This is a genomic window from Pseudoalteromonas sp. BSi20429 (genome assembly GCF_000238895.1).
GTDB lineage: Bacteria > Pseudomonadota > Gammaproteobacteria > Enterobacterales > Alteromonadaceae > Pseudoalteromonas > Pseudoalteromonas arctica.
Map to the genome: position 1 here is coordinate 109,743 of NZ_BADV01000036.1, position 25,515 is coordinate 135,257.

At 39.2% G+C, this 25,515-nt stretch carries 14 protein-coding genes and 1 pseudogene; 8 read left to right on the forward strand and 7 right to left on the reverse strand.

What is annotated here, in order from left to right; genetic code table 11:
* Nucleotides 1-2: 2 nt before the first annotated feature.
* Nucleotides 3-2,411 carry a glucan 1,4-alpha-glucosidase gene (locus tag P20429_RS11495; RefSeq protein WP_007582606.1) on the forward strand — a complete coding sequence of 803 codons (2,409 nt, stop codon included), beginning with the start codon at nucleotides 3-5 and terminating at the stop codon, nucleotides 2,409-2,411.
* A gap of 128 nt (nucleotides 2,412-2,539) precedes the next feature.
* On the opposite strand, the gene P20429_RS11490 is transcribed toward P20429_RS11495, so the two are convergent.
* From P20429_RS11490 to P20429_RS20865, 3 genes and pseudogenes are all read right to left on the reverse strand, one after another.
* Entirely contained in the window at nucleotides 2,540-4,447 is a 1,908-nt protein-coding gene (locus P20429_RS11490; protein WP_007582607.1) for a S9 family peptidase, read from the reverse strand.
* Nucleotides 4,448-4,520: 73 nt separating this feature from the next.
* Nucleotides 4,521-7,706 (reverse strand): TonB-dependent receptor, encoded by a 3,186-nt coding sequence (locus P20429_RS11485; protein WP_007582608.1) that lies wholly within the window; start codon nucleotides 7,704-7,706, stop codon nucleotides 4,521-4,523.
* A 317-nt stretch (nucleotides 7,707-8,023) separates the two neighbouring features.
* A pseudogene (locus P20429_RS20865) lies at nucleotides 8,024-8,368 on the reverse strand (substrate-binding domain-containing protein); the annotation flags it as partial.
* Nucleotides 8,369-9,122: 754 nt separating this feature from the next.
* Here P20429_RS20865 and P20429_RS11480 point away from each other — a divergent pair.
* Nucleotides 9,123-12,050 (forward strand): TonB-dependent receptor, encoded by a 2,928-nt coding sequence (locus tag P20429_RS11480; protein WP_007582611.1) that lies wholly within the window; start codon nucleotides 9,123-9,125, stop codon nucleotides 12,048-12,050.
* Between the two features lie 207 nt (nucleotides 12,051-12,257).
* Here P20429_RS11480 and P20429_RS11475 read toward each other — a convergent pair whose 3' ends face one another.
* Nucleotides 12,258-13,274, reverse strand: coding sequence for a LacI family DNA-binding transcriptional regulator (locus tag P20429_RS11475; RefSeq protein WP_007582612.1), 1,017 nt, complete (start codon nucleotides 13,272-13,274; stop codon nucleotides 12,258-12,260).
* A gap of 291 nt (nucleotides 13,275-13,565) precedes the next feature.
* On the opposite strand from P20429_RS11475, the gene glk reads away from it, so the two are divergent.
* The 6 genes from glk to P20429_RS11445 all read left to right on the forward strand — a co-directional run bounded on the left by glk (nucleotide 13,566) and on the right by P20429_RS11445 (nucleotide 20,800).
* Nucleotides 13,566-14,558 carry a glucokinase gene (gene glk / locus P20429_RS11470; RefSeq protein ID WP_007582615.1) on the forward strand — a complete coding sequence of 331 codons (993 nt, stop codon included), beginning with the start codon at nucleotides 13,566-13,568 and terminating at the stop codon, nucleotides 14,556-14,558.
* Between the two features lie 36 nt (nucleotides 14,559-14,594).
* Nucleotides 14,595-15,608 (forward strand): LacI family DNA-binding transcriptional regulator, encoded by a 1,014-nt coding sequence (locus P20429_RS11465; protein WP_007582617.1) that lies wholly within the window; start codon nucleotides 14,595-14,597, stop codon nucleotides 15,606-15,608.
* Nucleotides 15,609-15,944: 336 nt separating this feature from the next.
* Nucleotides 15,945-17,795: a phosphogluconate dehydratase gene (edd, locus tag P20429_RS11460; protein ID WP_007582619.1), complete on the forward strand. Its 1,851-nt coding sequence runs from the start codon at nucleotides 15,945-15,947 to the stop codon at nucleotides 17,793-17,795.
* A 33-nt stretch (nucleotides 17,796-17,828) separates the two neighbouring features.
* The gene (gene eda / locus P20429_RS11455) at nucleotides 17,829-18,449 is read left to right on the forward strand and encodes a bifunctional 4-hydroxy-2-oxoglutarate aldolase/2-dehydro-3-deoxy-phosphogluconate aldolase (RefSeq protein WP_002959756.1); all 621 of its coding nucleotides are present in this window, start codon (nucleotides 17,829-17,831) and stop codon (nucleotides 18,447-18,449) included.
* A gap of 9 nt (nucleotides 18,450-18,458) precedes the next feature.
* Entirely contained in the window at nucleotides 18,459-19,463 is a 1,005-nt protein-coding gene (gene gap / locus P20429_RS11450) for a type I glyceraldehyde-3-phosphate dehydrogenase (protein ID WP_007582622.1), read from the forward strand.
* A 212-nt stretch (nucleotides 19,464-19,675) separates the two neighbouring features.
* Nucleotides 19,676-20,800, forward strand: coding sequence for a sterol desaturase family protein (locus tag P20429_RS11445; RefSeq protein WP_007582624.1), 1,125 nt, complete (start codon nucleotides 19,676-19,678; stop codon nucleotides 20,798-20,800).
* Between the two features lie 77 nt (nucleotides 20,801-20,877).
* On the opposite strand, the gene P20429_RS11440 is transcribed toward P20429_RS11445, so the two are convergent.
* The 3 genes from P20429_RS11440 to P20429_RS11430 all read right to left on the reverse strand — a co-directional run bounded on the left by P20429_RS11440 (nucleotide 20,878) and on the right by P20429_RS11430 (nucleotide 25,295).
* Entirely contained in the window at nucleotides 20,878-22,203 is a 1,326-nt protein-coding gene (locus P20429_RS11440) for a leucine-rich repeat-containing protein kinase family protein (RefSeq protein ID WP_007582626.1), read from the reverse strand.
* Between the two features lie 41 nt (nucleotides 22,204-22,244).
* Complete coding sequence (locus P20429_RS11435; RefSeq protein ID WP_007582629.1) at nucleotides 22,245-22,958, reverse strand: YebC/PmpR family DNA-binding transcriptional regulator; 714 nt, start codon at nucleotides 22,956-22,958, stop codon at nucleotides 22,245-22,247.
* A 258-nt stretch (nucleotides 22,959-23,216) separates the two neighbouring features.
* Nucleotides 23,217-25,295, reverse strand: a complete 2,079-nt coding sequence (locus P20429_RS11430; protein ID WP_007582630.1) for a M13 family metallopeptidase — start codon at nucleotides 25,293-25,295, stop codon at nucleotides 23,217-23,219.
* Nucleotides 25,296-25,515: the final 220 nt, after the last annotated feature.

The following is a 25,515-nucleotide window of genomic DNA, read 5'->3' on the forward strand; positions in this document are numbered from 1 at the left end:
CAATGAAAAAATATAACCTTATTACTACCGCTCTTTTAACTTTGGGCTTAACAGCCTGTGGTGCACAAAATACGAATAACGAGAATATTGACGCTACAGTTTCAGCCGCTCCTGGCGCACCAGGTGCTGAACCATATTGGGCTTACGCGGGTAAAACCGGAATTGGTACTTCTTTTGAGCAATACCAAAACGGCCAATATAATAACAACGCTGCGACAGGTGAAGTATCAAAAGTATGGTTTTCAATTGCCAAAGGTATGATCACCGAAACTATGTTTGGACTCATTCACCAAGCGCAAATTAAAGATATGCAGTTTGTAGTAACCGGTAAAGATTTTACAGTCACTGAAGCTGACGACTTAGACGTTACAATTGATTACTTACATAAAGACGATAAAGGCAGACCACTATCGCTTGCTTACAAAGTAACAAGTACAGATAAGAAAGGGCGTTTTACCCTCGAAAAACACATATTCACCGACCCTGACGGACAAACATTGTTTGTACGCAGTATTTTTAATACATCACTTAAAGGCGTGAAAGCGTATGTTGCTGTTAACCCTTATATAAACAACAACGGCTTAGGTGATTTTGCAAAAACCACTGAGCAAGGCTTAGTAGCATGGGAAGATGATAATTTTTTAACGTTGCAATCATCTACGTCATTCAAAATGCAAAGTGTAGGCTTTACAGGTGTGAGCGATGGCATCACCTCACTTAAAAAACAACACACACTAAGCAAAAAATATTCAAACACAGGCGATAAGGCCGGTAACGTCACTCTGCTGGCAGAGCTTGGTACTATCGATAGTAATACCACATTTGATTTAGCACTAAGCTTTGGTAAAACGCAGCAGCAAAGCCAGCAACAAGGTGCACAGAGCTTATCTAAAGGTTATCAAAATGTGCTTGATGCCTACAACGGTAAAGGTGAAGCGCTAGGCTGGGAAGATTATTTACAAAGCCTTGAGCCATTAAATACAATGGTTAAGCAAACAGCCGATGACGGTAAGCTACTTTATACCAGTGCAATGGTACTAAAAGCGCAAGAAGACAAAACTAATGCGGGTGCGCTCATTGCCTCACTTTCTAATCCTTGGGGTGAAACTGTTTCAGCCAAAGAGGGTTCGACTGGTTACAAAGCGGTATGGGTTCGTGATTTTTATCAAGTAGCTATGGCATTTATGGCCTTAGGCGATACCGCCACTGCAAAAACGGCCTTCGAATACCTTGAAAAAGTACAAGTTACTAGCAAAACCCCCGGTAACAATGGTGATACAGGATGGTTTTTACAAAAAACACATGTTGATGGCGAACTTGAATGGGTAGGGGTACAGCTAGATCAAACAGCTATGCCAATTATGCTTGCGTGGAAGTTACATCAAGCAAACGTACTAAGTGATAACGAACTTAAAGATTGGTACGCACGCATGCTAAAACCGGCAGCTGACTTTTTAGTTGATGGCGGAAGAGCTAAAATTTTATGGAACGACATGCAAATCACTCCACCTGCAACACAGCAAGAGCGCTGGGAAGAGCAAAGTGGTTATTCTCCTTCTACAACGGCTGCCGTTGTTGCTGGCCTTATAACAGCCAGTGACATAGCAACACTCAGTGGTGATACTCAAAATGCAGATCGTTATTTAGCAACGGCTAAAAAGTACAACAGTAATATAGAATCGCATATGTTTACCACCGAAGGTAATTTAAAAGGTGATAGCACCGATGGCGAGTATTTTATTCGTATAGGTCAAGACACCGACGCTAACTCTAATACTAAAATTAACGCCAACAATGGCCGTAAAGGTTTTAACAAAAAGCAGATTTTAGACGGTGGTTTTTTAGAATTAGTCCGCTATGGAGTAAGAAGTGCCAACGATTCAAGTATAGTTAAAACCCTGCCTGAGTATGACGACGAAACGCTTGAAGATAACTTACAAGTTAAATACAGCTTTACCTTTACCGATGGTAGCGGCACATTTGCAGGCTATCGCCGTTATGGCAACGACGGTTACGGCGAAGATGAGACCACAGGTACTAATTACGCCGAAAGCGGGAGCAACACGCCAGGCCAACGTGGTCGTGTATGGCCATTTTTTACAGGCGAACGCGGACACTATGAAATAGCGGCCGCAAACGCAAATAATACGCTAGATGATGCAAAACAAGCGGACATTAAAAATAGTTACGTAAAAGGTTTAGAGCAGTTTGCCAATAGCGGCATGATGCTACCTGAGCAAGTATGGGATGGCGTTGGCGTAAATAAAGCAGGTTATGAATTAGGCGAGGGCACAAACTCAGCAACACCTCTAGCTTGGACACATGCAGAATACATTAAGCTTGTACGCTCACTCAGTGATAAACAAGTTTGGGACTATTATCCGGTGGTAGCTGAGTCGCTTAAAGACTAATATAAAGCATGCTGTAGTTATTAAAAAAGGCTTCTAAATAAATTTAGAAGCCTTTTTGTTATGTACTCACTTAATATTAAAACAAAAGAATGCTCTTCAAATAAAATGAGTGTCACTTTTTAGTTACATTATTTGAGGCCACACTTATTATCAAACCATGATAACAACTCGGTATAAAATTCTTTTTTATGATCGTAGAAAAGCGTATCAGAAAAGTGATCGGCATCTTCAAGCTCAATATATTTAAAGTCTTTTTTGTACTTTTCAAGCTCAGATACGAAGTCTCTACTGTGTTTTACTGGAACACGACTGTCGATATCACCATGCACAACCAGTATAGGAATATTTACTTTATTTACTTGCTCTACAGGGGATACACCTGTAATCGTAGGGCGTTGTAAAATACTTAAAAAGCGATTTTCGTTAAGAGTTGCATTAATACGGCTTAAATCACTTACCCCTGCACCGGCAACAACACATTTATATATGTTGTTTTCACGCATAGATGCAGCAAATGCAGCGTAACCACCATAACTCCAACCAAATAAAGCAAGCTTATCTTTTGTTGCTAAACCTTTATCTATTAAATATTGTGCGGCGTCGTCTAAATCATCTTGTTTTTTCAAGCCCCAGTTATTATCACCGGCTATCCAATGCTCCAGACCGTACCCCGTAGAACCACGATAGTTTGGTTGAATAACTACGTAACCATGATAGGCGAGTAACTGCGCCCAGTCATCAAATACAACAGAGTCACGCACCCAAGGACCACCGTGAGGAAGTACTATCGCAGGGTAAGGACCTTTAGTCGCAGGAATAGTTACATATGCTTTTATTTTACGTCCATCTCTTGCTTTATAAGAGATATATTTAACGGATCCTAATTTACTTTTATCAATAAACGGAAGTCGGTCACCAATTTTAGTCAGCTTCTGCTTATTAGTAACAATGTAATAGCTGCCTGGGTTATCGTCAGCAGATACTCTGACCACTAATACGTTATCGTTATCAGAGCTACTAATGATTTGTACAAATTTATCTTTAAATAAAGAAGCAACAGATTCGTTAAGTGCTTGAAGGTTTGGGTCTGTGAAATAAAACTTAGGCTGCTTGGTTGTATAGCGAAAGCCTTGTAAAGTACCGTCGGTATCAAGTATAACACCGTCTGTATCTACAGATTTAAGACCAAATTGACGTTCAGAATACTGACCTGTTTTAATATTGTAAATATAAATGCCAGTCGTATTTTCGCCTAAGTTGGCGTTAACATAAACTTCGTTAGGATTACCTTTTGCAAATCCTAATATCTCAAAGTTTTCACGCTTTTTAGGACTAACTTGCTTAATTACTTTCCAATCATCATTGCCTTTATCTCGGGCATAATAATCGATTGCGTTATCAGATTTATTCCAACCTTGGGCTATTCTTATTTCACCATCGTAGTCAGAAACAAACGAGCCTGATACTTTTTCATTTCCGCGCATTACAGTAACGCTTCGTCCAGTGTTAATATTAAATCTCACTACATCTGGAATGTAGTTATTATTAATATCAACTTCTACAAGTACTTCATCTTTTTTGTCTGGAAGTATATTTATTATATTAAATTGAACATTTCGCTTTTTCTTAAATGGTAATAACCAGTCGCCTTTACCATCTGCATCAGTTATTGCAAACTTATTAACCCAGTATTTGCGGCTTCCATCTTCTAGTATTTGTCTAAACATAACGCCAATTTTTGCATCGTTTAACCATACGATGGAAGATATCAGCATTTTATCAGCGCCCAACCTTACGGGGGCTGCTTCTAGGTTATTTGGATCTCTTATCTCAATTATATAGTCACCATTTTTGGTAGTCGCTCTTAAAATAGCAAGCTTCTTACCATCAGGTGATGCTACAACACTACGGATAGCCGATGACATTGAGAAAGCATCGATACTGCTCACTTGTGTCGCATCTTCAGTTTCGCTATTAGCGAAAGAAGATAGGCTTAGTAAGGTAAATCCTACTAACATTCTTTTTTTAAGTTTCATTTTTTATTCCCTCAAAAAAAATGGCCTAAAATTTTAGGCCATCTGGATTGAATATATACTCAGCCAATTCTAATTAAAAAGAAGCTGTAAAACTGATGTATGGGCTACGTCCTGAAGTATCATAACCAACACCTAGAGGGATGTTAGTATTTGAGAAAGACCCACTTGGATCTACTTTTGGTGGAGCTTCATTAAATACGTTACGTACACCAAAGTTCACTTTATACGCATCGTTAGACCAAGTCATACCGATGTTATGTACAAAGTAGTCATCAGTGAAACCAACAGGGCGACATTTAAGTGGAGCACCATTTGCGTCAGTTAAACCACGACAACCTGCAGTACCTTCTTCGAATTCACCTAAATCATCTTCATCTTCACGACCTTTACCGATGAAACGTGTTTCCCAGTTAAACCTAAAATCAGAATATTTAAGTTGTAAGCGTGCTGTACCGCGCCATTCTGGTGAATCTGGCTCACCCATATTGTCATCAATAGTACCAAGTACATCAAAAACTTGCTCTGTCATACGCGTAGCTTGAAGGTCTAGTGTAATACCTAAGTTTTCTTCTGCAATTACCGTATCTGTTTCAAAGTAGATATTGTAATCAAAACCTTTAGAAGAGATTAAACCAATATTGATAAAGCTAGCATCAACTAAATCAATTTGACCATTTTCGTCACGGCCGATACGGCTACAGAAAGCATCATTACCATCAGCAGAATAACACTGACCAATACTGTAACCAGCGCTTGGCTCTGCAATACTATTTGTTACTTCAATATCAAAACGAGTTAATGACATTGTTAAATCAAATGCATCAGTGAACGGTTGTTCAAAGATAAAACCGTATGTTTTAGCCACTGATGTTTCAGCACTAAGCTCAGTTGTACCGCCAGTTTCAATCTCAGCGCTATAAGTAGCAGTATATGAATCAGTCCCACCTTGACCTAAACCAAGAGTGGTTGGATCAATACCTGATGCTTGACAAGCGTTTAGTACCGCTGTATCACGTGTTTCTTCAGCTGCATTATATGTAGCTGCTGAACCTGGGTTCAATGGGTCTATATTACGAGCATCTTCCGGAACAACACATGGATCGGCAACTGTATTAAAACCAGACGTACCGTTTAAGAAACGTTCACGTAAGTTTGGCGCTCTATAAGAAGTACCTTTTGTAGCACGAAGAGTAAACCAATCAACAGGACGGTAGATAGTTTTAAGACTATAAGTTGATTCAGCATCGTAGAAAGATTCTTCAGAAACACGGCCAGAAGCTGTAAATGTAAGTTCTTCAGCACCTTTAACTCCTTTAAGTAAAGGGAAGTCAACTTCTGTGAATATTTCTTTTAGATTACGAGAACCATCAGCGCCTTGGTCAGCAAAGTAGCCCCATAGTAAGCCTTGTGATGCTGCTGCATTAGGATTTGATTCAATCTCATCACGACGATATTCAATACCAACGATACCTGCAACAGTTTCGTTATTCCATGGTAGTGCAAAGAAGTCACCACCCATGAATGCATTAAAAACAAACTGGTTTACTTTAGTTTCGATGTCGCGATCAATAAATAAATAGGCCGCTTCTTCAGGTGAAAGCGTACCGCCACCTTCTTGGTAAATACTGTCTGCAAATAAATTAACAGGAACACATCCATCAGAACCGGTACCACAGGTAACAGTACCATCATCATTAAGAACAGCGGTTTCTAATGAGTTAATTAAGCGCTCTTCATCAATACCAACACGGTGGTCAGTACCTTTAGATGCGCTGTACGATACAGACGCGTCGTAGTACCAATTGTCTAAACCAATGTTTTCAAACATACCGAGGTTACCAGTAACACCGGTAACTAAACGATATTGTGAAACTTCAACTTCAGTTTGATCACGGTCACCACGAATATTGATGATTGGCTGAACGGCCTCAGGTCCACCAGGGCCCACACCTAACACGCCAAAACAGTCAATACCGTTTGTTCCACAAGGGTTATATGGGTTTGATGCCGCTACTTGTTGAAATATTTGTGCACCAGGGCTAAAAATTGGTGATTTACGACTCGCATATAAACCTTCGTAGTAGAAAGTTGTATCGTTATCATCTTGGAAGTTATATTCACCATTAAGCATTAGTGAAATACGTTCATTTTTACTTCTGTAATCACCACTTTTGTAGTAATCAGATTGTTGGAAAGCGTATAGAGGGTCTTGGAAATCAACGTCACGGAAACCATCTCCGTTACCATCAACAAATACACCATCATTAATACCATCGCCATCGAAATCGCCAGCTACCCATGAAGGTAAAAACCCTTCAAGACTTGATGGTACAGTTGATTCGCTGAAGTTTGGAATACCAGTGTTTGTAAAGTTAGGAGTGTAATAAACACTACCAAAGAAAGAAGGTACGCTAATACGATTTGTTAGAGGGAAAATATCACATGAATCTTCACCACTCGCCACAGGACCATAGCCACTGTTTCTCGTTACGATACTGCCATCTTCAGCTTCCCAAATACGCTCTTCACACCCTTTAACAAAAGGGTTACCAGATAAAGATTGAGATTTTTGTTCTGAATATTCAACGCCTACAGTGATGAAACCATTATCCATGGTTTTGCCCCACATACCCGAAAGTACAGTTTCTTCACCGCCTTCACCTTTAGGTTGACGATAAGATGCATCAAAAATAAAACCTTCAACATCTTTTTTCAATATTACGTTAGCTACACCAGCTACCGCATCAGAACCATAAACGGTTGATGCGCCATCAAATAAATTCTCTACACGTTCAATCATTACGCCAGGTATTAAATTCAAATCAGGGGATGTTGGTGCACCACCAACGCCAGCAGGAGCCATTCTTCGGCCATTAATAAGTACAAGAGTTCGTTCAGCACCTAAACCACGAAATCCGATTGTTGCAGCGCCCGGACCGTTATCTAGTACAAAACCACCAAATGTATTATCTATTTGAGCACCAGCCGCTTGGCTGGTCGATTGAAGCATTGAGCCTGCATCAAATAAACCCATTTCACGAGATAAGTCGCCATTGATAATTTGAATTGGTGATGCATTTGAAAATTCAGCTTTTCTTATACGCGAGCCTGTTACAACTATTCGTTCAGGTGCTTCTTCTTCTAATTCTACGTCTGAATTCAAGTCATTTTCTTGAGCTAGCGCGTTAGGCGCTAAGGCTACAGAGCCTAGCAATAAAGAGTATCTTATTGCATTTGATAGAGCTTTAGTTTTAAACATATGTAAATCCCTGAGATATTGTTGTTATTTAGGCTATAAAGTTACAGATCAAGATCATAGCGGCACAATAAATTTACATTATAGAAACAAAATAGTAAATGCAGTTAACAGTTTGCTGTTGCTAAGGAATGTGTAATTGATGTTTTTTTGATGAAAAAGTATAGTTTTTTGGGTGGTGTTTTTTTAATTTATTGTTTATTATATGATTTTATTGTTTGTAAATGAATGTGAACAGATGTAATCAGTATTTGCTTAATTAAGAAGGCTCAGCTTGACCTTCTAGGAGTGAGAATAGGATTTAATAGGGCACTTTGTACTTATTCACCACATATCAATTTTAATAAGTTCTCTACTACATTTGCCCAGCAACAGTGGTGTTTCGATCTATTGTAGTTAGTTGTGAGTTTACGTAATTTGCAATGACTGTAATAACAAAGCCGATGCAACAAATTTTGGTACGTTAATATTAGCTTCTTTAAGTGCACGTATAGCGCCAATAGCAATTAAGTCGCTTGCAGCAAATAAGGCGTTAAATTTAATATTATTAGCGATAAGTGAACGGCGTGATACCTCAATTATTCAGTGGGTATAGTATTAGCCATTTTTCGCTCTCTTATTTTAACGTTATTAGCAAGTAATGCGCTAAATGATGTAAAACAAGCTGATATTAAAAATAGTTATGTAAAAGAGTTAGGGTAATTTGCTAATAGCGGCATTTTTTACCAAAATAAGCGTGGGATGTATAGGTGTAAATAAAGCAGGTTATAAGTTGGGTGAGGACACAAACTCAGCTACACCTAAAGTTTGGATACATGCAAAATATATTAAGCAGGTACGTTTACTCCGTGGTAAACGAGTTTGGGATCATTATTTGGTGGTTTTCGAGTCATTTAAGTAATGATTTAGAAATTATATGACATAAAAAAAGATTTTAATTAGGCGTTTTTTTTCTAAATTAAATTCCGTTTTTTGCAACGGTATAGGGTTTGTGAAGTGTAGTGTGAATATTTATGCTAATTAAGTGGGATAGTATTTTAATGGGGGTTTTAAGTGAATTGTATAAGAGTTGTTCTTTAATGGTGTTTATGGCGCTGTTTTTATAAATAATGGAGCCTGCTTTTTATTCATTTTGTTGGTTTTGCAAACAACTAACAATGTAAATTATATGTTTGTTTTTTTGTTTTTATTTTGTTTTTTGGTTTTATCCTTGGTTTTTTGTTAATTTATTGTTTTTTATGGTGATTTTCCTGTTAATTGCTGTCGCATTTTGTTGGTAAGTTTGTTTTTATTGTGTTATTAATTTGTTTCTCCTTACACGTTAAGGGGGTTAAATACTTTAAATTAGTAGGCGTTATATAAAGTATTTAACGTAAGACATAAAAAATAATAATCTAATTATCTAGGGATAAATCAAAAATGAACCATAATTTTTCTAAGACATTTAAACGCTCATTCACTGCTGCAGCAGTTGCAATGACGTTAAGTGCGGCAATGCCAGCAATGGCAGATAACGTTAATGGCGCTATCAAAGGTAGCTTAACGGCTCAGTCAGGTGTTTCATTAGCGGGTGCATCAATAACAATAACAGATAAAAGCAAAGGTTATTCTAAAACACTAACTGCTGATGCAAATGGTGAGTTTGATCTTAAGCAAGTGCCAGTAGGTAAGTATGATATTACAGTATCCCAATCTGGTTTTGACCAAGCTCAAGTTAAAGATGTTGTTATAGGGGTAGGTAAAACAGCTCTCATTCAAATTCCACTAACTACAGGTAATATCGAAAGAATTGCTGTTGTAGGTGGCTCTATTCGTGCAATAGATGTTTCTGCATCAGAGTCTTCATTAAATATTAGCTCTGAAGAACTAGCGCTACTACCAATATCTCGCTCAGTAACTTCAGTAGCATTGCTTGCGCCTGGCGCAACTGAAGGGGATAGTCGTTTTGGCGACCAAGCTTCATTTGGTGGTGCTTCTGTAGCTGAAAATGCTTATTACGTGAATGGTCTAAATATGACTAATTTCCGAAATGGTCTTGGCGGTGCAACAATCCCATTTACCGCGTACGATAGCTTCCAAGTTAAAACGGGTGGTTATTCTGCAGAGTTCGGGCGTACTACCGGTGGATTAATCTCATCAGTTACTAAATCTGGTTCTAATGATTTTCACTTTGGTGTTGAAACGATTTATTCATCTGACTCGTTAAGTGAGCAAGCTCCTGATTCACTTTACAAGCAAAATGATCGCTGTGAAGACGCGGATGGCCATTGTATTGGTGATTTATATGTTAATAACCAAGACGACTACGACAATTCATTTGAAACAAGTATTTATGCTTCAGGTGCGATAGTTGAAGACACATTATTCTTCTATGGTATTTACACTGCAAGAGATAATGACTACGAATACGGTAATGCATCTCAAACAGATTTAACAGTTGAAAAAGATGATGACCCATATTACCTAGCTCGTTTTGACTGGAATATTAACGAAGATCATCAACTAATGCTTTGGGGCTTTAGTGATAAACGAACTTATTCTGAAAAAACAATTTCAGACCCTCAAGGAAATGGTAATTACACTGAAGATGGCGGTACAGCTTACCATAAGCGAGGCGGAGAAAGTTTTGCAGTTCGTTATACTGGTAACCTAACAGATGATCTAAGTATGTCAGCAATGTTTGGTCAGGTTAAGTTTTCAGAAACTGATTACTCAGACTTTGATGATTGTCCTACAGGTTATGATGCCGATTTAGGTGAAGATACTACGTGTTATGTAAACTTTACCGTTGGTGAAAATGAAGATAAACGTGAGCAATTGCGCGTTGACTTTGATTATTACCTAAACGATGAGCATACGTTAAAATTTGGTTATGATTCTGAAACTAATACAGCTGATTCAACAACACAAAACTCTGGTGGCGTTTACTACTATTATCGTACATACGAAGAAGGCGCTAGACTGGCTAATGGTTATGTCTTACCTGAAGAAATGAAGACAACACGTGTACGCGATTATAAAAATGGCGGTTCGTTTGAAGTAGAAAACTGGGCTATTTATATTGAAGATCAATGGTCAGTTACTGAAGATTTAACATTAACATTAGGCCTTCGTAATGATAGTTTTACTAACTACAATGCAGATGGCGAAGAGTTTGTTTCTATTGATAACCAAATTGCCCCTCGTATAGGTGGTTCTTGGGATATTAATGGAGATGGCGATAGTAAGTTGTTCTTCACTGCTGGTCGTTATTACCTACCAGTTGCAGCTAATACTAATATCCGTTTAGCTGGTGCAGAGACTTATATTCAAACATGGTATGCGTATGAAGGCTTAAACGCAGACGGTACTCCTGTTGGTTTAGGTACTCAGCTAGGTGATCCTGCTATTTCTAATGGTGGTGACGGTACTGCAAAACCATCAAATACCTTATCTGATAAAGATCTTGAACCAATGTATAACGATGAGTATATGATTGGTTATCAAGCAGCAATTAATGATGATTGGTCATGGGGTATCAAGGCAACTTACCGTGTTTTAGGTAATCAAATTGATGATGGTTCTTATATCTTTAATGATGAAAATGGTGAATATTTAGGTGAGAACTGGTTCTTATTTAATCCTGGCAATGGCGCTACTTTCAATTTTGATCTTGATGGTGACGGCACCACTGAAGAATATAGCTTTACTGCACAAGAGTTAGGTTACCCGGAAGCTAAGCGTAAATACGCATCAGTTGATTTAACATTAGAAAAAACATGGGATCAGGTTTGGTCTTTAAAAGCGCTATACACATGGTCTCACAACTATGGTAATACAGAAGGTTTTGTTAAATCTGATAATGGTCAAGATGATGCTGGTCTTACGCAAGATTGGGATTACCCTTATTTAATGGATGGTGCTAATGGTAATCTACCTGCAGATCGTCGTCATAACATTAAAATTTATGGTGCTTTTGCTGTTACAGAAGACTTCTTAATTGGTGCTAATGTTAATATCGCATCTGGACGTCCTTGGACTGCTTTAGGTCAAGGTTATACTCCAGACCCTGATCAATACGTATACGGTGATACTTACTATGTAGGTGACAAACGTTTCCCTCGTGGCAGCATGGGTACTACACCATGGACAGCACGTTTAGATCTTAACTTTACTTATAACCTTCGCTTTAATGATCAGAAAGTTCGTTTAGCTATGGATGTATTTAACGTATTTGATGCTTCTACTGAAACTCGTTACGACGAAGCTGCAGAAATAGCTGCTGGCGATGGAAATGCTACATTTGGTTTAGCTCAGTCTTACCAGTCTCCTCGTAGAATTCAATTATCAGCGTCTTACGATTTCTAATAACTTGCTAGTATGAGTTAAAAGTTGTTTAATAAAAAAGCCTCGTTAGAGGCTTTTTTTATATCTAAATTTTGAATTTTTGTGAGATATGAATACATCAGAAAGAAAAGTGAAATGAATAGATAAAAATATACTGAATAAAATTTAAGTAGTTGTAACTGCCAATTAAAATGGTTTGTTAATTCTGCTTTATTTTATCAGGCAGGCTCAGCTTGACCTTCTAGGAATTAGAATAGGAGCTAATAGGGTACTTTGCACTTCTTCACCACGTATCAGCTTTAATAAGTTCTCTACGAGCATTTGCCCAGCAACAGTGGTGTTTTGCTCTATCGTCGTCAGCGGTGGATTTACATAACTTGCTATGGCTATGTTATCAAAGCCGACTACCGCAACATCTTTTGGCACGTTAATATTTGCTTCTTTAAGTGCACGTATAGCGCCAATAGCAATTAAGTCGCTTGCAGCAAATAAGGCGTTAAATTTAATATTATTAGCAATGAGTGAGCGAGTGGCGTGATACCCAGATTCTTCAGTTGATATAGCATTAGCCATTTTACGTTCGTTTATTTTTACGTTGTTAGCTAATAGCTCATCTTTAAAGCCTTGAAAACGACTGAAGAATTCAGGGCTATGATCAGATGCATCACCAATAAAAGCGCAATCAGTTCTGCTGTGAGCAATAAAGTGCTCAGCGGCAAGCTTACCGCCACCGTAGTTATCACAACAAACAGTTAAATCTGGGCGATTATCGACCGTTGCACCCCAACAAACAAACTTAGTGTTTTGTTCAAGTAAGGTGTTAAATTTTGGTTGGTAATCAATGTAATCGCCATAACCGAGTAAAATAATACCATCGGCTCTGTGGCTATCTTCATAGTCTGCTTGCCAATCAGCACTTGCCGATTGAAATGATACTAATAAATCGTAACCTTCTTTAGCGCAAGCACGGGTAATGCTGCCAAGCATGGCTAAAAAGAAAGGATTAATTTGTGATTCATCAGAAGTAGGGTCTTCGAAAAGAAGTAATGCAAGTGTGCTGCTTTGTTGTGTACGCAAGTTGCTGGCATTTTTATCAACTTTATAATTAAGCTTTTTAGCTATATCGAAAACACGCTTACGTGTTTCTTCATTAACAAGATGGCTGTTACGTAAAGCGCGAGATACAGTTGATTGAGATACCCCTGCATAGTGGGCAATATCAAATGAGGTGGCTTTACCTTTCATTGTTACAACTTAATTAATTTGATAAATAATTGTGTCATTTTCGTTTATTAATGAATAATTTCAAGCTTTTTGTGAATTAACGTATATTTTTATTGATAAACGGCTGACACCGGTGTCATAATATAAATGTTTTATCATTTTGTTGTCAAAACGTATTCGCTGTTTATATATTTTATAGGCAGCATTTTTTACTGTGATAGCTACTTTGAGGTGATAGCTCAAAGTATAAATAACAATGGTATACCATTGTAAAATAATAAGCACGAGTCGCTTAACAAAAGAGATAATACTATGAGCCTAAACTCTTCTGCCCAATTTGATCCCATCTTAGTTGCTGATGTTGGCGGCACTAATGCCCGCTTTGCTTTAATAACGGCTTTTAACGAACATACTAACCAATTTGTAATAGAGCACATTAATATTTTTCCTAGTGCTAATTTTGGTTCACTTGAAAGTGCGCTTGAGCAATATTTACAAACAGTCTCGCATATTATACCTAAACGCGCATGTTTAGCCGTTGCAGGTCCAATAAAAGCTGGGCAGGTACATTTAACCAATTTAGGTTGGCATTTTAGTGTTAGTGAATTTAAAACTCATTTTGATTTACAGCAACTAGAAGTCATTAATGATTTTGCTGCCTTTGCATATGCGGCTCCTTACTTAGATCCTAAGCAAAATGTCATTGTTAAATCAGGCCAAGCTGATGACAATGCTAACATTGGTGTTATAGGTCCAGGTACTGGTTTTGGTGCCGCGTGCTTAGTTAGAACGTCGCAATCTACCGCTGTTTTAAGTTCAGAAGGGGGGCATATATCGCTTGCACCAGTTAATGAACTCGATACTTTACTATTAAATGAGTTACGTAAAGATCATCCCCATGTTTCTATCGAAACTGTATTTTCAGGCCCTGGCATAACGCATTTATACAAAGCGATGTCTGCGGTTAAGGGGGTAACAGCTAAAAATTTAGATGCTGCGCAAATAAGTAGTCTAGCAAATAGCGGTGAATGTGCTGTGTGCGATGCAACGCTTAATCAATTTTGTGATTGGATCGGCAGTGTAGCTGGCGATCTAGCCGTTGTTTACGGTGCTTTAGGCGGACTATTTATTGGCGGTGGAATACTGCCTCGTATGCAAGCAAGACTTCTAGAGAGTCGTTTTGTTGAACGATTTTCACAAAAGGGTATTATGTCGCAATACGCAGGGCAAATTCCTGTAATACTTGTAACACAAGATAATATTCCACTAATTGGTGCCGCAGCGTGTTTGCACAACAGCAAATAAGGAGCTTTCCTTGTTCGCATTTGGAAAAATAGAGTGATGAAAAAAGTAACAATAAACAGTGTGGCAAGTCATGCTGGTGTTTCTAAAAAAACCGTATCACGCGTTTTGAATAACGAGCCTAATGTTAGTGCTGCAACCCGAGAAAAGGTGCTTGCGGTATTTAAAGAACTCGATTACACCCCAAATCCAATTGCACGAGGCCTTGCACAAAATCGTAGCTTTATTATTGGGTGTCTTTACGATAACCCAAGTAAAAGCTACATTACTCGCGTGCAAACGGGTGCTTTAGAAGCATGCAAAGAAAATAACTATAATTTATTGATACACCCTTGTGAGTTTCGTGGTGAAGCCCTTATAAATAATATTGAGCAATTACTACAGACTTCTCGATTAGATGGCATTGTACTAACACCTCCTTTTGGTGATTTTGCAGAGCTTGTTACTTTTTTAAAATCTAAAAAAATTCCTTACGCAAGGGTTGCGTCAGCTTTACTTCAAGATGATTCTATTTCAGTTCGTAGTAATGATGAGCAAGGCGCATTTGAAATTACTGAACATCTAATTAGTCTTGGGCATAAATCTATAGCGTTTATTAAAGGGCACCCGGATCACAGTGCCACGCAACAACGCTTTAAAGGCTACAGGCGTTCACTTGCAAGCCATGGAATAGAGTTTGATGAGCGCTTAGTAGAGGAGGGTAACTTTAGTTATCACTCAGGTGTAGATAGTGCACGCAGTATTTTAGATTTATCTCCTAGGCCAACAGCTGTATTTGCATCAAACGATTACATGGCGGCAGCGGTATTAAAATTAGCTACCCAGCGCCAATTAAAAGTGCCTGATGATATTTCAATAGCCGGCTTTGATAATGCACCCATTGCACGTCATATTTGGCCTGGTTTAACGACTATTGCACAGCCTGTTGAAGAAATGACTAAACAAGCCGTAACTCAACTTATTTCACACATAGCTCAACCGCAAGAACAGCCGTATCAGGTAACGCTTGAGTCGCGCTTAATTACACGTGAGTCTACCTCTGCGATAAAATAGTGAGTTAAAAGCACTTTCACAGTAGCCCGAATATGAGTGACGCTTATTCGGGCTTTTTTTTGCTCTGAACTTGCTAAAATATACTTTGTGCCTAAAAATCAATTAGGTCATTATTCGGTCATGTTAAAATATTAAACTATTTTTGTTACCCGGGGTTGACACCGGTGTCATTGCTATGCGTTAATACAGTGACACCGGTGTCAGGGCTGTTGTGAGAGGCTCCCTGGTAGCGTACCTTTGAACGGGTAAATCAAAGATGCTCAGTACAGTTATTTACGTGGAGTCTGTAGTTGCTACTGAGCCTTTATCCTCTAACTAATAGAGATGAGTTAAATTATGTTACATCCTCGTATTCAAGAAGTTACCCAGCGCGTTATCGAACGCAGTAAAAATACCCGTCAAGATTATTTAGAACGTATTTCGCACGCAAAAAAACAAACAAGAGTTCGTGCCGGTTTAGGTTGCGGAAATATAGCCCATGTTATGGCTGCATGTAGCAGTGATGACAAAGCGCGCTTAAAGGCTGATGAGCAGCCAAATCTTGCTATTATCAACTCATATAACGATATGTTATCGGCTCATGTGCCATACAAAGACTACCCAGATTTAATTAAAGACATTGCTACTAAATACGATGCTACAGCACAAGTTGCTGGTGGCGTTCCTGCAATGTGTGATGGTGTTACGCAAGGGCGTGACGGCATGGAACTTTCGCTTTTTTCTCGTGATGTAATTGCTATGTCTACGGCAATTTCTCTTTCACACGATGTGTTTGATGGCGTTTTTTGTTTAGGCGTTTGTGACAAAATCGTCCCGGGTTTATTAATTGGTGCATTGTCGTTTGGTCATTTACCTGTGTTCTTTTTACCAGCAGGTCCAATGCAATCAGGTATTCCTAATAAAGAAAAAGCACGTATTCGTCAAAAATTTGCACAAGGTCTAGTAAGTCGCGAAGACTTATTAGAGGCTGAAAGCGCGTCTTACCACAGCGCAGGTACTTGTACGTTTTACGGTACTGCAAACTCAAACCAAATGTTAATGGAAATAATGGGCTTACACCTTCCAGGTAGTTCGTTTATTAATCCTTACACTGAGCTTCGCGATGGTCTTACAGGTAATGCTGTAGAAACTATGCTTAAGCAGCTTACAGATGATAAAGAAAGCCCGTGTTTGGCCGATGTGATCAGCGAAAAAACGATTATAAACGGTTTAGTAGGTCTTCTTTCTACAGGTGGTTCTACTAACCATGCAATTCATATTGTTGCGATAGCAAAAGCGGCGGGCATTCAGGTTACGTGGAAAGATATGTCTGATTTATCAGAAGTTGTACCACTGCTTACACGTATTTACCCTAACGGCTCTGCAGATGTAAACCACTTCCAAGCAGCTGGCGGTATGGGTTTCTTAATGCGCGAGCTAGCAAGCGCTGGTTACTTACACACAGACGTTAAAACAATGCTAGGCGATGGTTTAGCACCTTACATGACAGAGCCTCGTTTGGATAAAGACGATAGCCTGATCATGAGCAACTCAACCGGCCCAACTAAAGTTAAATGGGTAGATTGCCCAGCAAACTCACATGATGAAGAAGTACTTCGCCCAGTGAGTAACCCTTTTAGTAAGCAAGGTGGTCTGCAACTTCTAACGGGTAACTTAGGTAAAGCTGTTATTAAAGTGTCAGCTGTTGCTATCGAACATCAGGTTGTTACTGCTCCTGCAAAAGTATTTAGCTCACAAAGTGCTCTGCAAGATGCATACACGCGTGGCGAATTAAACCAAGACTTTATTGCCGTGCTAAAAGAGCAAGGCCCTAAAGCGAAAGGTATGCCAGAGCTACATAAATTAACGCCAGTAATGGCAACGCTTCAAGATGAAGGCTTTAAAGTAGCCATTGTTACTGACGGTCGTATGTCGGGTGCATCAGGTAAAGTACCAGCTGCTATTCACTTAGCACCAGAGGCAGTAGAAGGCGGCATTATTGCTAAAATCCGAGAAGGTGATTTAGTGACACTTGATGCGCCAAACGGAATATTAAAAGTACACGTTAGCGACGAAGAACTTGCTAAACGTGAAGCAGAACTTAGCCTGCCAAGTGCAACATTTGGTACAGGTCGCGAATTATTTACTGGATTTAGAAATATCGTAAGCAGTGCCGATTTAGGCGCGAGTGCTTTTGGACTTGAATAAATATTAGCCATACTGGGTAATGAGGAACAAGTAATGAGTATTGAAAAAATCTTAGCATCGGCACCAGTGGTGCCAGTGGTTGTAATCGAAAAATTAGAAGATGCAGCACCACTTGCAAGAGCGTTATATAACGGTGGCTTAAAAGCCTTAGAAATAACACTTCGTACACCTATTGCTGCAGAAGCTGTAAAGCTGATGAAAGCAGAAGTACCTGAAGCCTATGTAGGTACTGGTACGGTAGTAGATAAAGCAAGTTTTGATCTTTCGGTTGCCGCAGGTGCAGATTTTATGGTGAGTCCAGGTGTGAGCGATGAGCTTATTGCTTTGGCTAAAACATCAGATATACCATTTTTACCGGGCGCTGCAACTGCAAGTGAAGTTATGCAACTTGCGTCGCATGGTTTTAAGTATTTAAAATTCTTTCCTGCAGAAGCTGCAGGCGGAACAGCAATGCTTAAATCAATCGGTGGCCCATTACCACATATTACTTTTTGCCCAACTGGCGGCATTAGCCTAGCAACTGCACCGAACTATTTAGCGCTTAACAACGTTATTTGTGTTGGTGGTACGTGGATGCTAGATAAACAACTAATTGAAAATAAAGACTGGCAAGCAATTGAAGCGCTTGCTCGCCAAGCAAGTGAACTTAAATAGGAGTCTAAAATGATTAATGTAGCAATTAACGGTTACGGCCGTATCGGTAGAAATGTTTTACGTGCACTTTATGAGTCAGCTCAAAACAGCGAAATTAAAATTGTAGCGATTAACGATTTAGCACCTGCTAACGTTAATGCACATTTAACGCAGTATGACTCAGTTCATGGTCAATTTTCTAAAAAAGTAACACTTGAAAATAACACCATGCTAATTGACGATGACGTAATTACGTTAACGCAAGAACGCGACCCTGCAAATTTACCGTGGAAAGCATTAAACGTAGATATCGTTTTAGAATGTACTGGTTTTTTCACTAAACGTGATGACGCTGCTAAGCACATTACAGCGGGTGCTAAAAAAGTAATCGTTTCTGCTCCAGGTAAAGATATGGATGCAACAGTGGTTCATGGTGTAAACAGCGATGTAATTAACGCTGATAGCCAAATCATCTCAAATGCATCGTGTACTACTAACTGTTTAGCACCACTTGCAAAAGCAATTAACGACACCGTAGGTATTGAAAAGGGGAGTATGACAACGATTCATTCTTATACGAATGATCAAAACTTATCTGACGTATACCACCCAGATCTATACCGTGCTCGTAGTGCAACTCAATCTATGATCCCAACTAAAACAGGTGCTGCGGCAGCTGTTGGTTTAGTATTACCAGAACTTGCAGGTAAATTAGACGGTATGTCGGTACGTGTACCAACAATCAACGTATCTTTAGTTGATTTTACGTTTATTACTAAGCGCGATACGACTGCAGAAGAAATCAATGCAATCATGAAAGAAGCATCAACGGGTTCAATGAAAGATATTTTACAATATAATGAGCTTCCGCTTGTTTCTATCGACTTTAACCATAACCCAGCGTCATCTATCTTTGATGCAACGCAAACTAAAGCCGATGGCAATCTAGTTAAAGTAATGGCTTGGTACGACAACGAATGGGGTTTTTCAAACCGCATGTTAGACCAAGTTAAAGCATTAGGTGCGTTTTTATAATACAGCCCTAATGATGTAAAGTTTTAGCTTTATCCAACCAAGCCACGCATTGCGTGGCTTTTTTGCGTTTGGTTTATCTGTATATTTGCAACTCAGACTATGGAGGGAACTATTTGTATTTTTTATACCCTAAATTTTGTTAATATGTGCGTGTGTAAATCAATGGAATTTCGTTGTATTTAATCAACTCAACGAAGCAAGGAATAATAAAAATGATCAGAGCTTTATCACGAAAGGTATTTCGCACAAATCATCTTCAGATAGGTGAGGGCAACATAAGTGGCTACATAGCCTGCTTTTTAGCAATACTGAGTTGCTTAGGCGTATTAGCGTTTCACTTTCCTGAATACTTAACCACACCAGAACTACGCAAAAGCTACAGTGTCGACTTTTTACGTCAGCTTATGTTTGCATCATTATTGGTCTCGGGTAGTTTAGGGCTACTTAACTTTGTACGTAATACCAATAAGCGTTTAGGGGCTACAGCGTGGTTTTTTATTATTCTGGCAATTATGTTTGGCGGACCAAACGTTGAGGTAAACGAGTTTGCCACCGACACACCTTACATAGGGCTCGATTGGTTTATTTTAGATTTACTCGGCTCAACACTCATATTTATTGCTATTGAAAAGCTGCTACCCCATCGAAAAGAGCAAAAAATATTACGTAGCGAATGGCGAGGCGATTTAAATCACTTTTTTGTAAACCATTTAATTATTGGTTTTGTATTACTCGTTACTAACCACTTTGTGCATTATGGCTTTGGCTGGGCTGTATCATCTACAGTACAAGGTTATATAGAGCAAACACCATTTGTAGTGCAGTTGTTTTTAATAATACTCGTGGCCGATTTAATGCAGTATTGGGTGCATCGTGCTTATCACGAAGTTCCTTTATTATGGCGCTTTCATGGCGTACATCACAGTGCTAAAGAAATGGATTGGTTAGCGGGCTCTCGCCAGCATATTTTTGAAATACTCGTAACGCGCAGTTTAGTGCTCACGCCCATATTTGTACTTGGATTTTCACAGCAAATAATTAGTTTATACGTAATAATTGTGGGTTTACAGGCTGTGTTTAACCATGCAAATGTACGTGTGAAATTTGGTTGGCTAAAATACTTTATGGTTACACCGCAGTTTCACCATTGGCATCATGCGTCAGATAAAGCCGCGATTGACCGCAATTACGCTGCGCATTTTTCGTTTTTAGACTACGCGTTTGGTACTGCTGTTAAAGGCCAAAAAGAGTGGCCAGAAGCGTATGGTGTAGTCGGGGATTACATACCGGTAGGTATGCTTAAACAACAGGTTTACCCATTTAAGCGCACTAAATGAGCTCGATTAATTTAATAAACATAAACTAAAAAAGTAGCAACGTGCTACGCGTTGCTCTTTTTTATGACTCTACTCAATTATATGTTCAGCTCTTCTAATAACTCAGTAAATGTAGGTCTTTGATTTAATGAAGGTTGCATAGCACACTTTGCCATATCGGACATTTTACCAAATAGCTCACTTTGCTTATCATCGCCGGTTACCGTGCCTAATAAGTCTTCAATTAAACAGCCCAAAGCTCTTACTTCTATCCACTCTAGTTGCTTTTGTTGATACTCACTTAGCATCGTTAAATTAGTTGCAGCACCAAAATCACCAAACAGAACGTCATGGTTTTGGTTAATCATAGTGTTATGCGCATAAATGTCGCCGTGACTTACTTTACGAACATGTAAGTGATGCAGTGTATTTACCATTTGCTGTGCAATTTTTAAAATAGCGTGAGTTGAGTAATGGCAATCATCATTAAAGGTATCACGCGTACAGGTTTCAAGGCTTGGAGGCAGACCTAAATTAGCAAAGTTTTTATCTATTAGCTCCATTACTAAACCTAACTGATCACTTTGTTCAATGTAGGCAAGTACTTTAATTAAATTAGCGTGATCGCCTGCTTGTAAGCAGCAATTTACTTCATCAAGCGGGTAGCCGTCGCTGGTAATTGCACCTTTAAATAATTTAATTGCTACAGCGCTATTAGCAGCTTGCGCTAAATGAATAACGCCCGATGCACCTTGGCCAATAACATGACTAAGCGTGTAATCGTCAAGAGGTTTATTTTCTAAGCTGCACTTTGTAAGGCACTGGGCTTTATTAAAATCGTTACCGGCAAACGCAAGCCAAGCAAGTTTAGGCAGTTCAAACAGCCAGTCGTCTACGTGTGTTAAGTTATTAGCAGAGAGCCTAACAAGCTCGAGGTTTTTACACTGCGCCATGCTACTTGGCAGTTGCTTAAGTTGATTGCCCGCAAGCGCGAGCTTTTTAAGCTGGGTGTAATTACCAAAGTCTTCAGGCAATTCGCTTAAAGTATTATCGGTGAGTATGAGCCACTCAATATTTTTTGGCAGGCTGTTTAAAGCAAATTCAGAAATTTGGTTACCTTTAAACGCAACCATAATTAGAGCAGGGCATTTAGCTAAAACCTTAGGAATATGCTTAAACTGATTAAACGATAAAAACAAACGCTTAAGGTGTGTTAAACAGGCAAATTCATCAGGCAGTGTTGATAAGTTATTATTTGATAAATCGAGTATTTCGAGCGTGTCAGCTAAGCTAAAAATTTCTTCCGGGAATATTGTTAACTCTTCTACTAATTGCAGGTGAGTAGCACCAGCAAGTTTGCCACTTTTAAGCTCTTTAAGGGAGTTCATATTTATACCACGTTCTAAAAATGAAAAAGCCAACATAGCTGTTGGCTTAAAGTCGTTCTAACTTACTAAATCGCTCTTTAGAATTGCGCGTTATGGTAAACGTTTTGTACGTCATCGCAATCTTCTAACATTGCTAAAAAGCGTTCCATAACTTCAACGTCTTCGCCCTCAATCGGCGTTTCAATTTGTGGCACAAAGCTAATTAGGTCTTCGTCAAATTCAGTCACGCCCATTTCTTCAAGCGCTGTACGTGTATTGTTGTACTCTGTATGAGGAGCAAAAACAGTGACTTTACCGTCATCAACTTCTACGTCAGTTACATCAACATCAGCCATCATTAATGCTTCAAGTACCGTTTCATCGTCATCGCCGTCAAATACAAAAATAGCAAGGTGATCAAATAAATGAGAAACAGAGTTTTGAGCGCCAATTTTAGCGTTTGCTTTAGTAAAGCAAACACGCACATCAGCAAAGGTACGCTTGTTGTTATCTGTTAAACAGTCAACAATAATCATACAGTTACCAGGGCCGTAACCTTCGTAACGTGTTGCTGCGTAGTCTTCACCACCGCCGCCTTTTGCTTTGTCTATTGCGCGGTCAATAACGTGTGCTGGTACTTGGTCTTTTTTAGCGCGTTCAATTAAACGGCGTAATGATAAGTTACCATCTGGGTCTACACCGCCGTTTTTAGCACAAATATAAATTTCTTTTCCGTACTTAGAATAAACTTTAGTTTTAGCACCCGCAGTCTTAGCCATTGAATCTTTTTTGTTTTGGTAAGCTCTTCCCATCTGCGTTTCGCCTTAATATATGTAAATAATAGAATAAAATTATACCGCGTATTCTAAAGGTAAATGCAACTAAGGGCTAGTAAGTATTAAAACAGATTAAAACGGTAACGTTTAAAAGCCATGTAAACTGTATTTTATTAATGGGATCATCGAGGGTTCTAGACGTTGGAATTATATCTATTATGTGTAAATTTAATTCAATAAAAAAGCAACCTGTATAACAGGTTGCCTTACTAAGTAATAAAAAGTAAGTGTTACTTACCAAATACGTACACGTTCATCTTCAGGAAGGTATAACGCATCGCCTGGTTTTACATCAAACGCTTTATACCATGCATCATGGTTACGTGGTGCTTGTGCTCTAAAGCGACCTGGCGCATGAGTGCCACCACGTAGTTGGTTAAGCATGCTTTGCTCAGTACGTTTTTCTTTCCATACTTGTGCCCACGCAAGGAAGAAACGTTGATCGCCAGTCACGCCGTCTATTACAGGCGCTTCTTTACCATTTAAACTTAGCTTGTACGCGTGATAGGCCATTGATAAGCCACCTACATCACCAATGTTTTCGCCAAGGCTATTTCGTCCATTTACAAAGTTACCTTCGATTGGCTCGTATTTACTGTACTGCGCAGCTAGTTGATCGGCTTTTTTGTCAAATGCAGCACGATCAGCATCAGTCCACCAGTTACGTTGCACACCGTTTTCATCTGATTTTGAACCTTGATCGTCAAACCCATGACCCATTTCGTGACCAATTACAGCGCCAATACCGCCATAGTTTACAGCCGGATCGGCATTTGGATCGAAAAACGGTGGTTGTAATATCGCAGCCGGAAATACAATTTCATTAAACGAGCTATTGTAGTAAGCGTTTACGCGTTGTGGCGTCATGCCCCAGCGGTTACGGTCTGTTTTTTGTAGCTCTTTTTCAACACTTTCTGCGTGGAAAAACTCACGCATGTTTTTCACATTACCAATCAAATCGTTTTTAGTAATGCTTAAACCTTCATAAGACTGCCAAACATCGGGGTAACCAATTTTTGGTACAAATGCAGCAAGCTTAGCGCGCGCATTTACTTTAGTTGCATCACCCATCCACTCAAGGTTATCAATACGTTCACCCAGGGCTTTACGAAGGTTTTCAACCAGCTCTGACATTTGTTGTTTTGATGACTCAGGGAAGTAACGCGCTACGTATATTTTACCAATAGCAAAACCAAGCGAACTTGTGCCCGACATTTCACTTATTGCACGTTTCCAACGAGGGCGAGGCTCTTGCTGTCCGTTTAGTTCTTTACCAAAAAAAGCAAAGTTAGTATTAAATACGTCTTCTGATAGTAAACCTGCGTTACCGCTAATAGCGTGATACGTTAGGTAGTCTTTCCATACTGCAATATCTTCTTGATTGATTAGCTCAATCATCGCTTTAATTGGCTCAGGCTGAGACACATTTAACTGAGGTACTTTATAACCTGTTTGCGCAAAGTATAAATCCCAGTTAAAGCCAGGATAAGCAGTGCTTAAATCAGCACGTTCAACTTGGTTTAAGGTTAAATCGCGATTACGGCGCTTTTCACGAGGCCAGTGACCTTGTGCAATTTTGGTTTCAAGGTCTAAAATAGCTTGAGCACGTTCAGTTGCATTCTCAGTGCCTGCAAACTCAAGCATGTCAGCAATGTGGGCAACATAAGCTGTACGGGTTTTAACAAAGCGCTCAGCGTCTTCAAGGTAGTAAGAGCGATCGGGTAGACCTAACCCACCCGCACCTAGTGACATTTCATATTTGTTAGGGTCTAGGCGATTAAACCACATACCGCCGCCAAAAGGGGCTTTATTACCGGTTAACCAAGACTTACCAAACATTTCAGCTAAATCGTCAGTCGACGATACATCACTAATTTCACTTAACAATGGCTTAATAGGCGCTACACCGAGTTTATTAAGTGTTTCGGTATCCATATAGGCATTGTAAAAATCAGCAACGAGTTTTTCTTCTGCGTTTAAGTCTTTGCGTGCTGCTATTTCTTCAATAATAGCTTTAACATCGTCTTCACTGCGCTCAGCTAATCCTGAAAATGCACCGTAGCGGGTTTTATCTGCAGGCATTACGTAGTTGTCATACCACGTGCCACTGGCATACATAAAAAAATCATCGCCTGGTTTAACGGCTTCGTTACGTGCTGTTAAGTCAACACCAAAACTACCTAACTCTGCTTTTTCTGTTACTGCTGCAGTGGCTACTTTAGATTGTTGCTCGTCTGTTTTTGTTGTTTGCGGCTCTGAACAACCGGTAATAAATGTGGCAGCTAATGCTGCGGCAATTAAACTCTTTTTCATTACTTACTCCTGAGTATCACTGATTGAATTAAAGCAGCAGTGAATCATTGTTATTGTTACGAATATTTAACTTATCGATTGTTATTGATATTAATCATACAAACAAACCTTTTGAGGTGAATCACCACAGTGCTCGATAAAACTAATATAGAGGAAAAGAGAAAGGCTAATAGGTGCTATAAAAGCTTTATTTAGCTCGAATACTTGAAAGTATCCGAGC

Coding starts and splice junctions, on each gene's coding strand:
- P20429_RS11490 (WP_007582607.1), bottom strand. CDS start 4,447: ATGAAACTTAAAAAAAGAATGTTAGTAGGATTTACCTTACTAAGCCTA.
- glk (WP_007582615.1), top strand. CDS start 13,566: ATGAGCCTAAACTCTTCTGCCCAATTTGATCCCATCTTAGTTGCTGAT.
- P20429_RS11435 (WP_007582629.1), bottom strand. CDS start 22,958: ATGGGAAGAGCTTACCAAAACAAAAAAGATTCAATGGCTAAGACTGCG.
- P20429_RS11485 (WP_007582608.1), bottom strand. CDS start 7,706: ATGTTTAAAACTAAAGCTCTATCAAATGCAATAAGATACTCTTTATTG.
- P20429_RS11480 (WP_007582611.1), top strand. CDS start 9,123: ATGAACCATAATTTTTCTAAGACATTTAAACGCTCATTCACTGCTGCA.
- P20429_RS11430 (WP_007582630.1), bottom strand. CDS start 25,295: ATGAAAAAGAGTTTAATTGCCGCAGCATTAGCTGCCACATTTATTACC.
- edd (WP_007582619.1), top strand. CDS start 15,945: ATGTTACATCCTCGTATTCAAGAAGTTACCCAGCGCGTTATCGAACGC.
- P20429_RS11445 (WP_007582624.1), top strand. CDS start 19,676: ATGATCAGAGCTTTATCACGAAAGGTATTTCGCACAAATCATCTTCAG.
- P20429_RS11475 (WP_007582612.1), bottom strand. CDS start 13,274: ATGAAAGGTAAAGCCACCTCATTTGATATTGCCCACTATGCAGGGGTA.
- P20429_RS11440 (WP_007582626.1), bottom strand. CDS start 22,203: ATGTTGGCTTTTTCATTTTTAGAACGTGGTATAAATATGAACTCCCTT.
- P20429_RS11495 (WP_007582606.1), top strand. CDS start 3: ATGAAAAAATATAACCTTATTACTACCGCTCTTTTAACTTTGGGCTTA.
- P20429_RS11465 (WP_007582617.1), top strand. CDS start 14,595: ATGAAAAAAGTAACAATAAACAGTGTGGCAAGTCATGCTGGTGTTTCT.
- eda (WP_002959756.1), top strand. CDS start 17,829: ATGAGTATTGAAAAAATCTTAGCATCGGCACCAGTGGTGCCAGTGGTT.
- gap (WP_007582622.1), top strand. CDS start 18,459: ATGATTAATGTAGCAATTAACGGTTACGGCCGTATCGGTAGAAATGTT.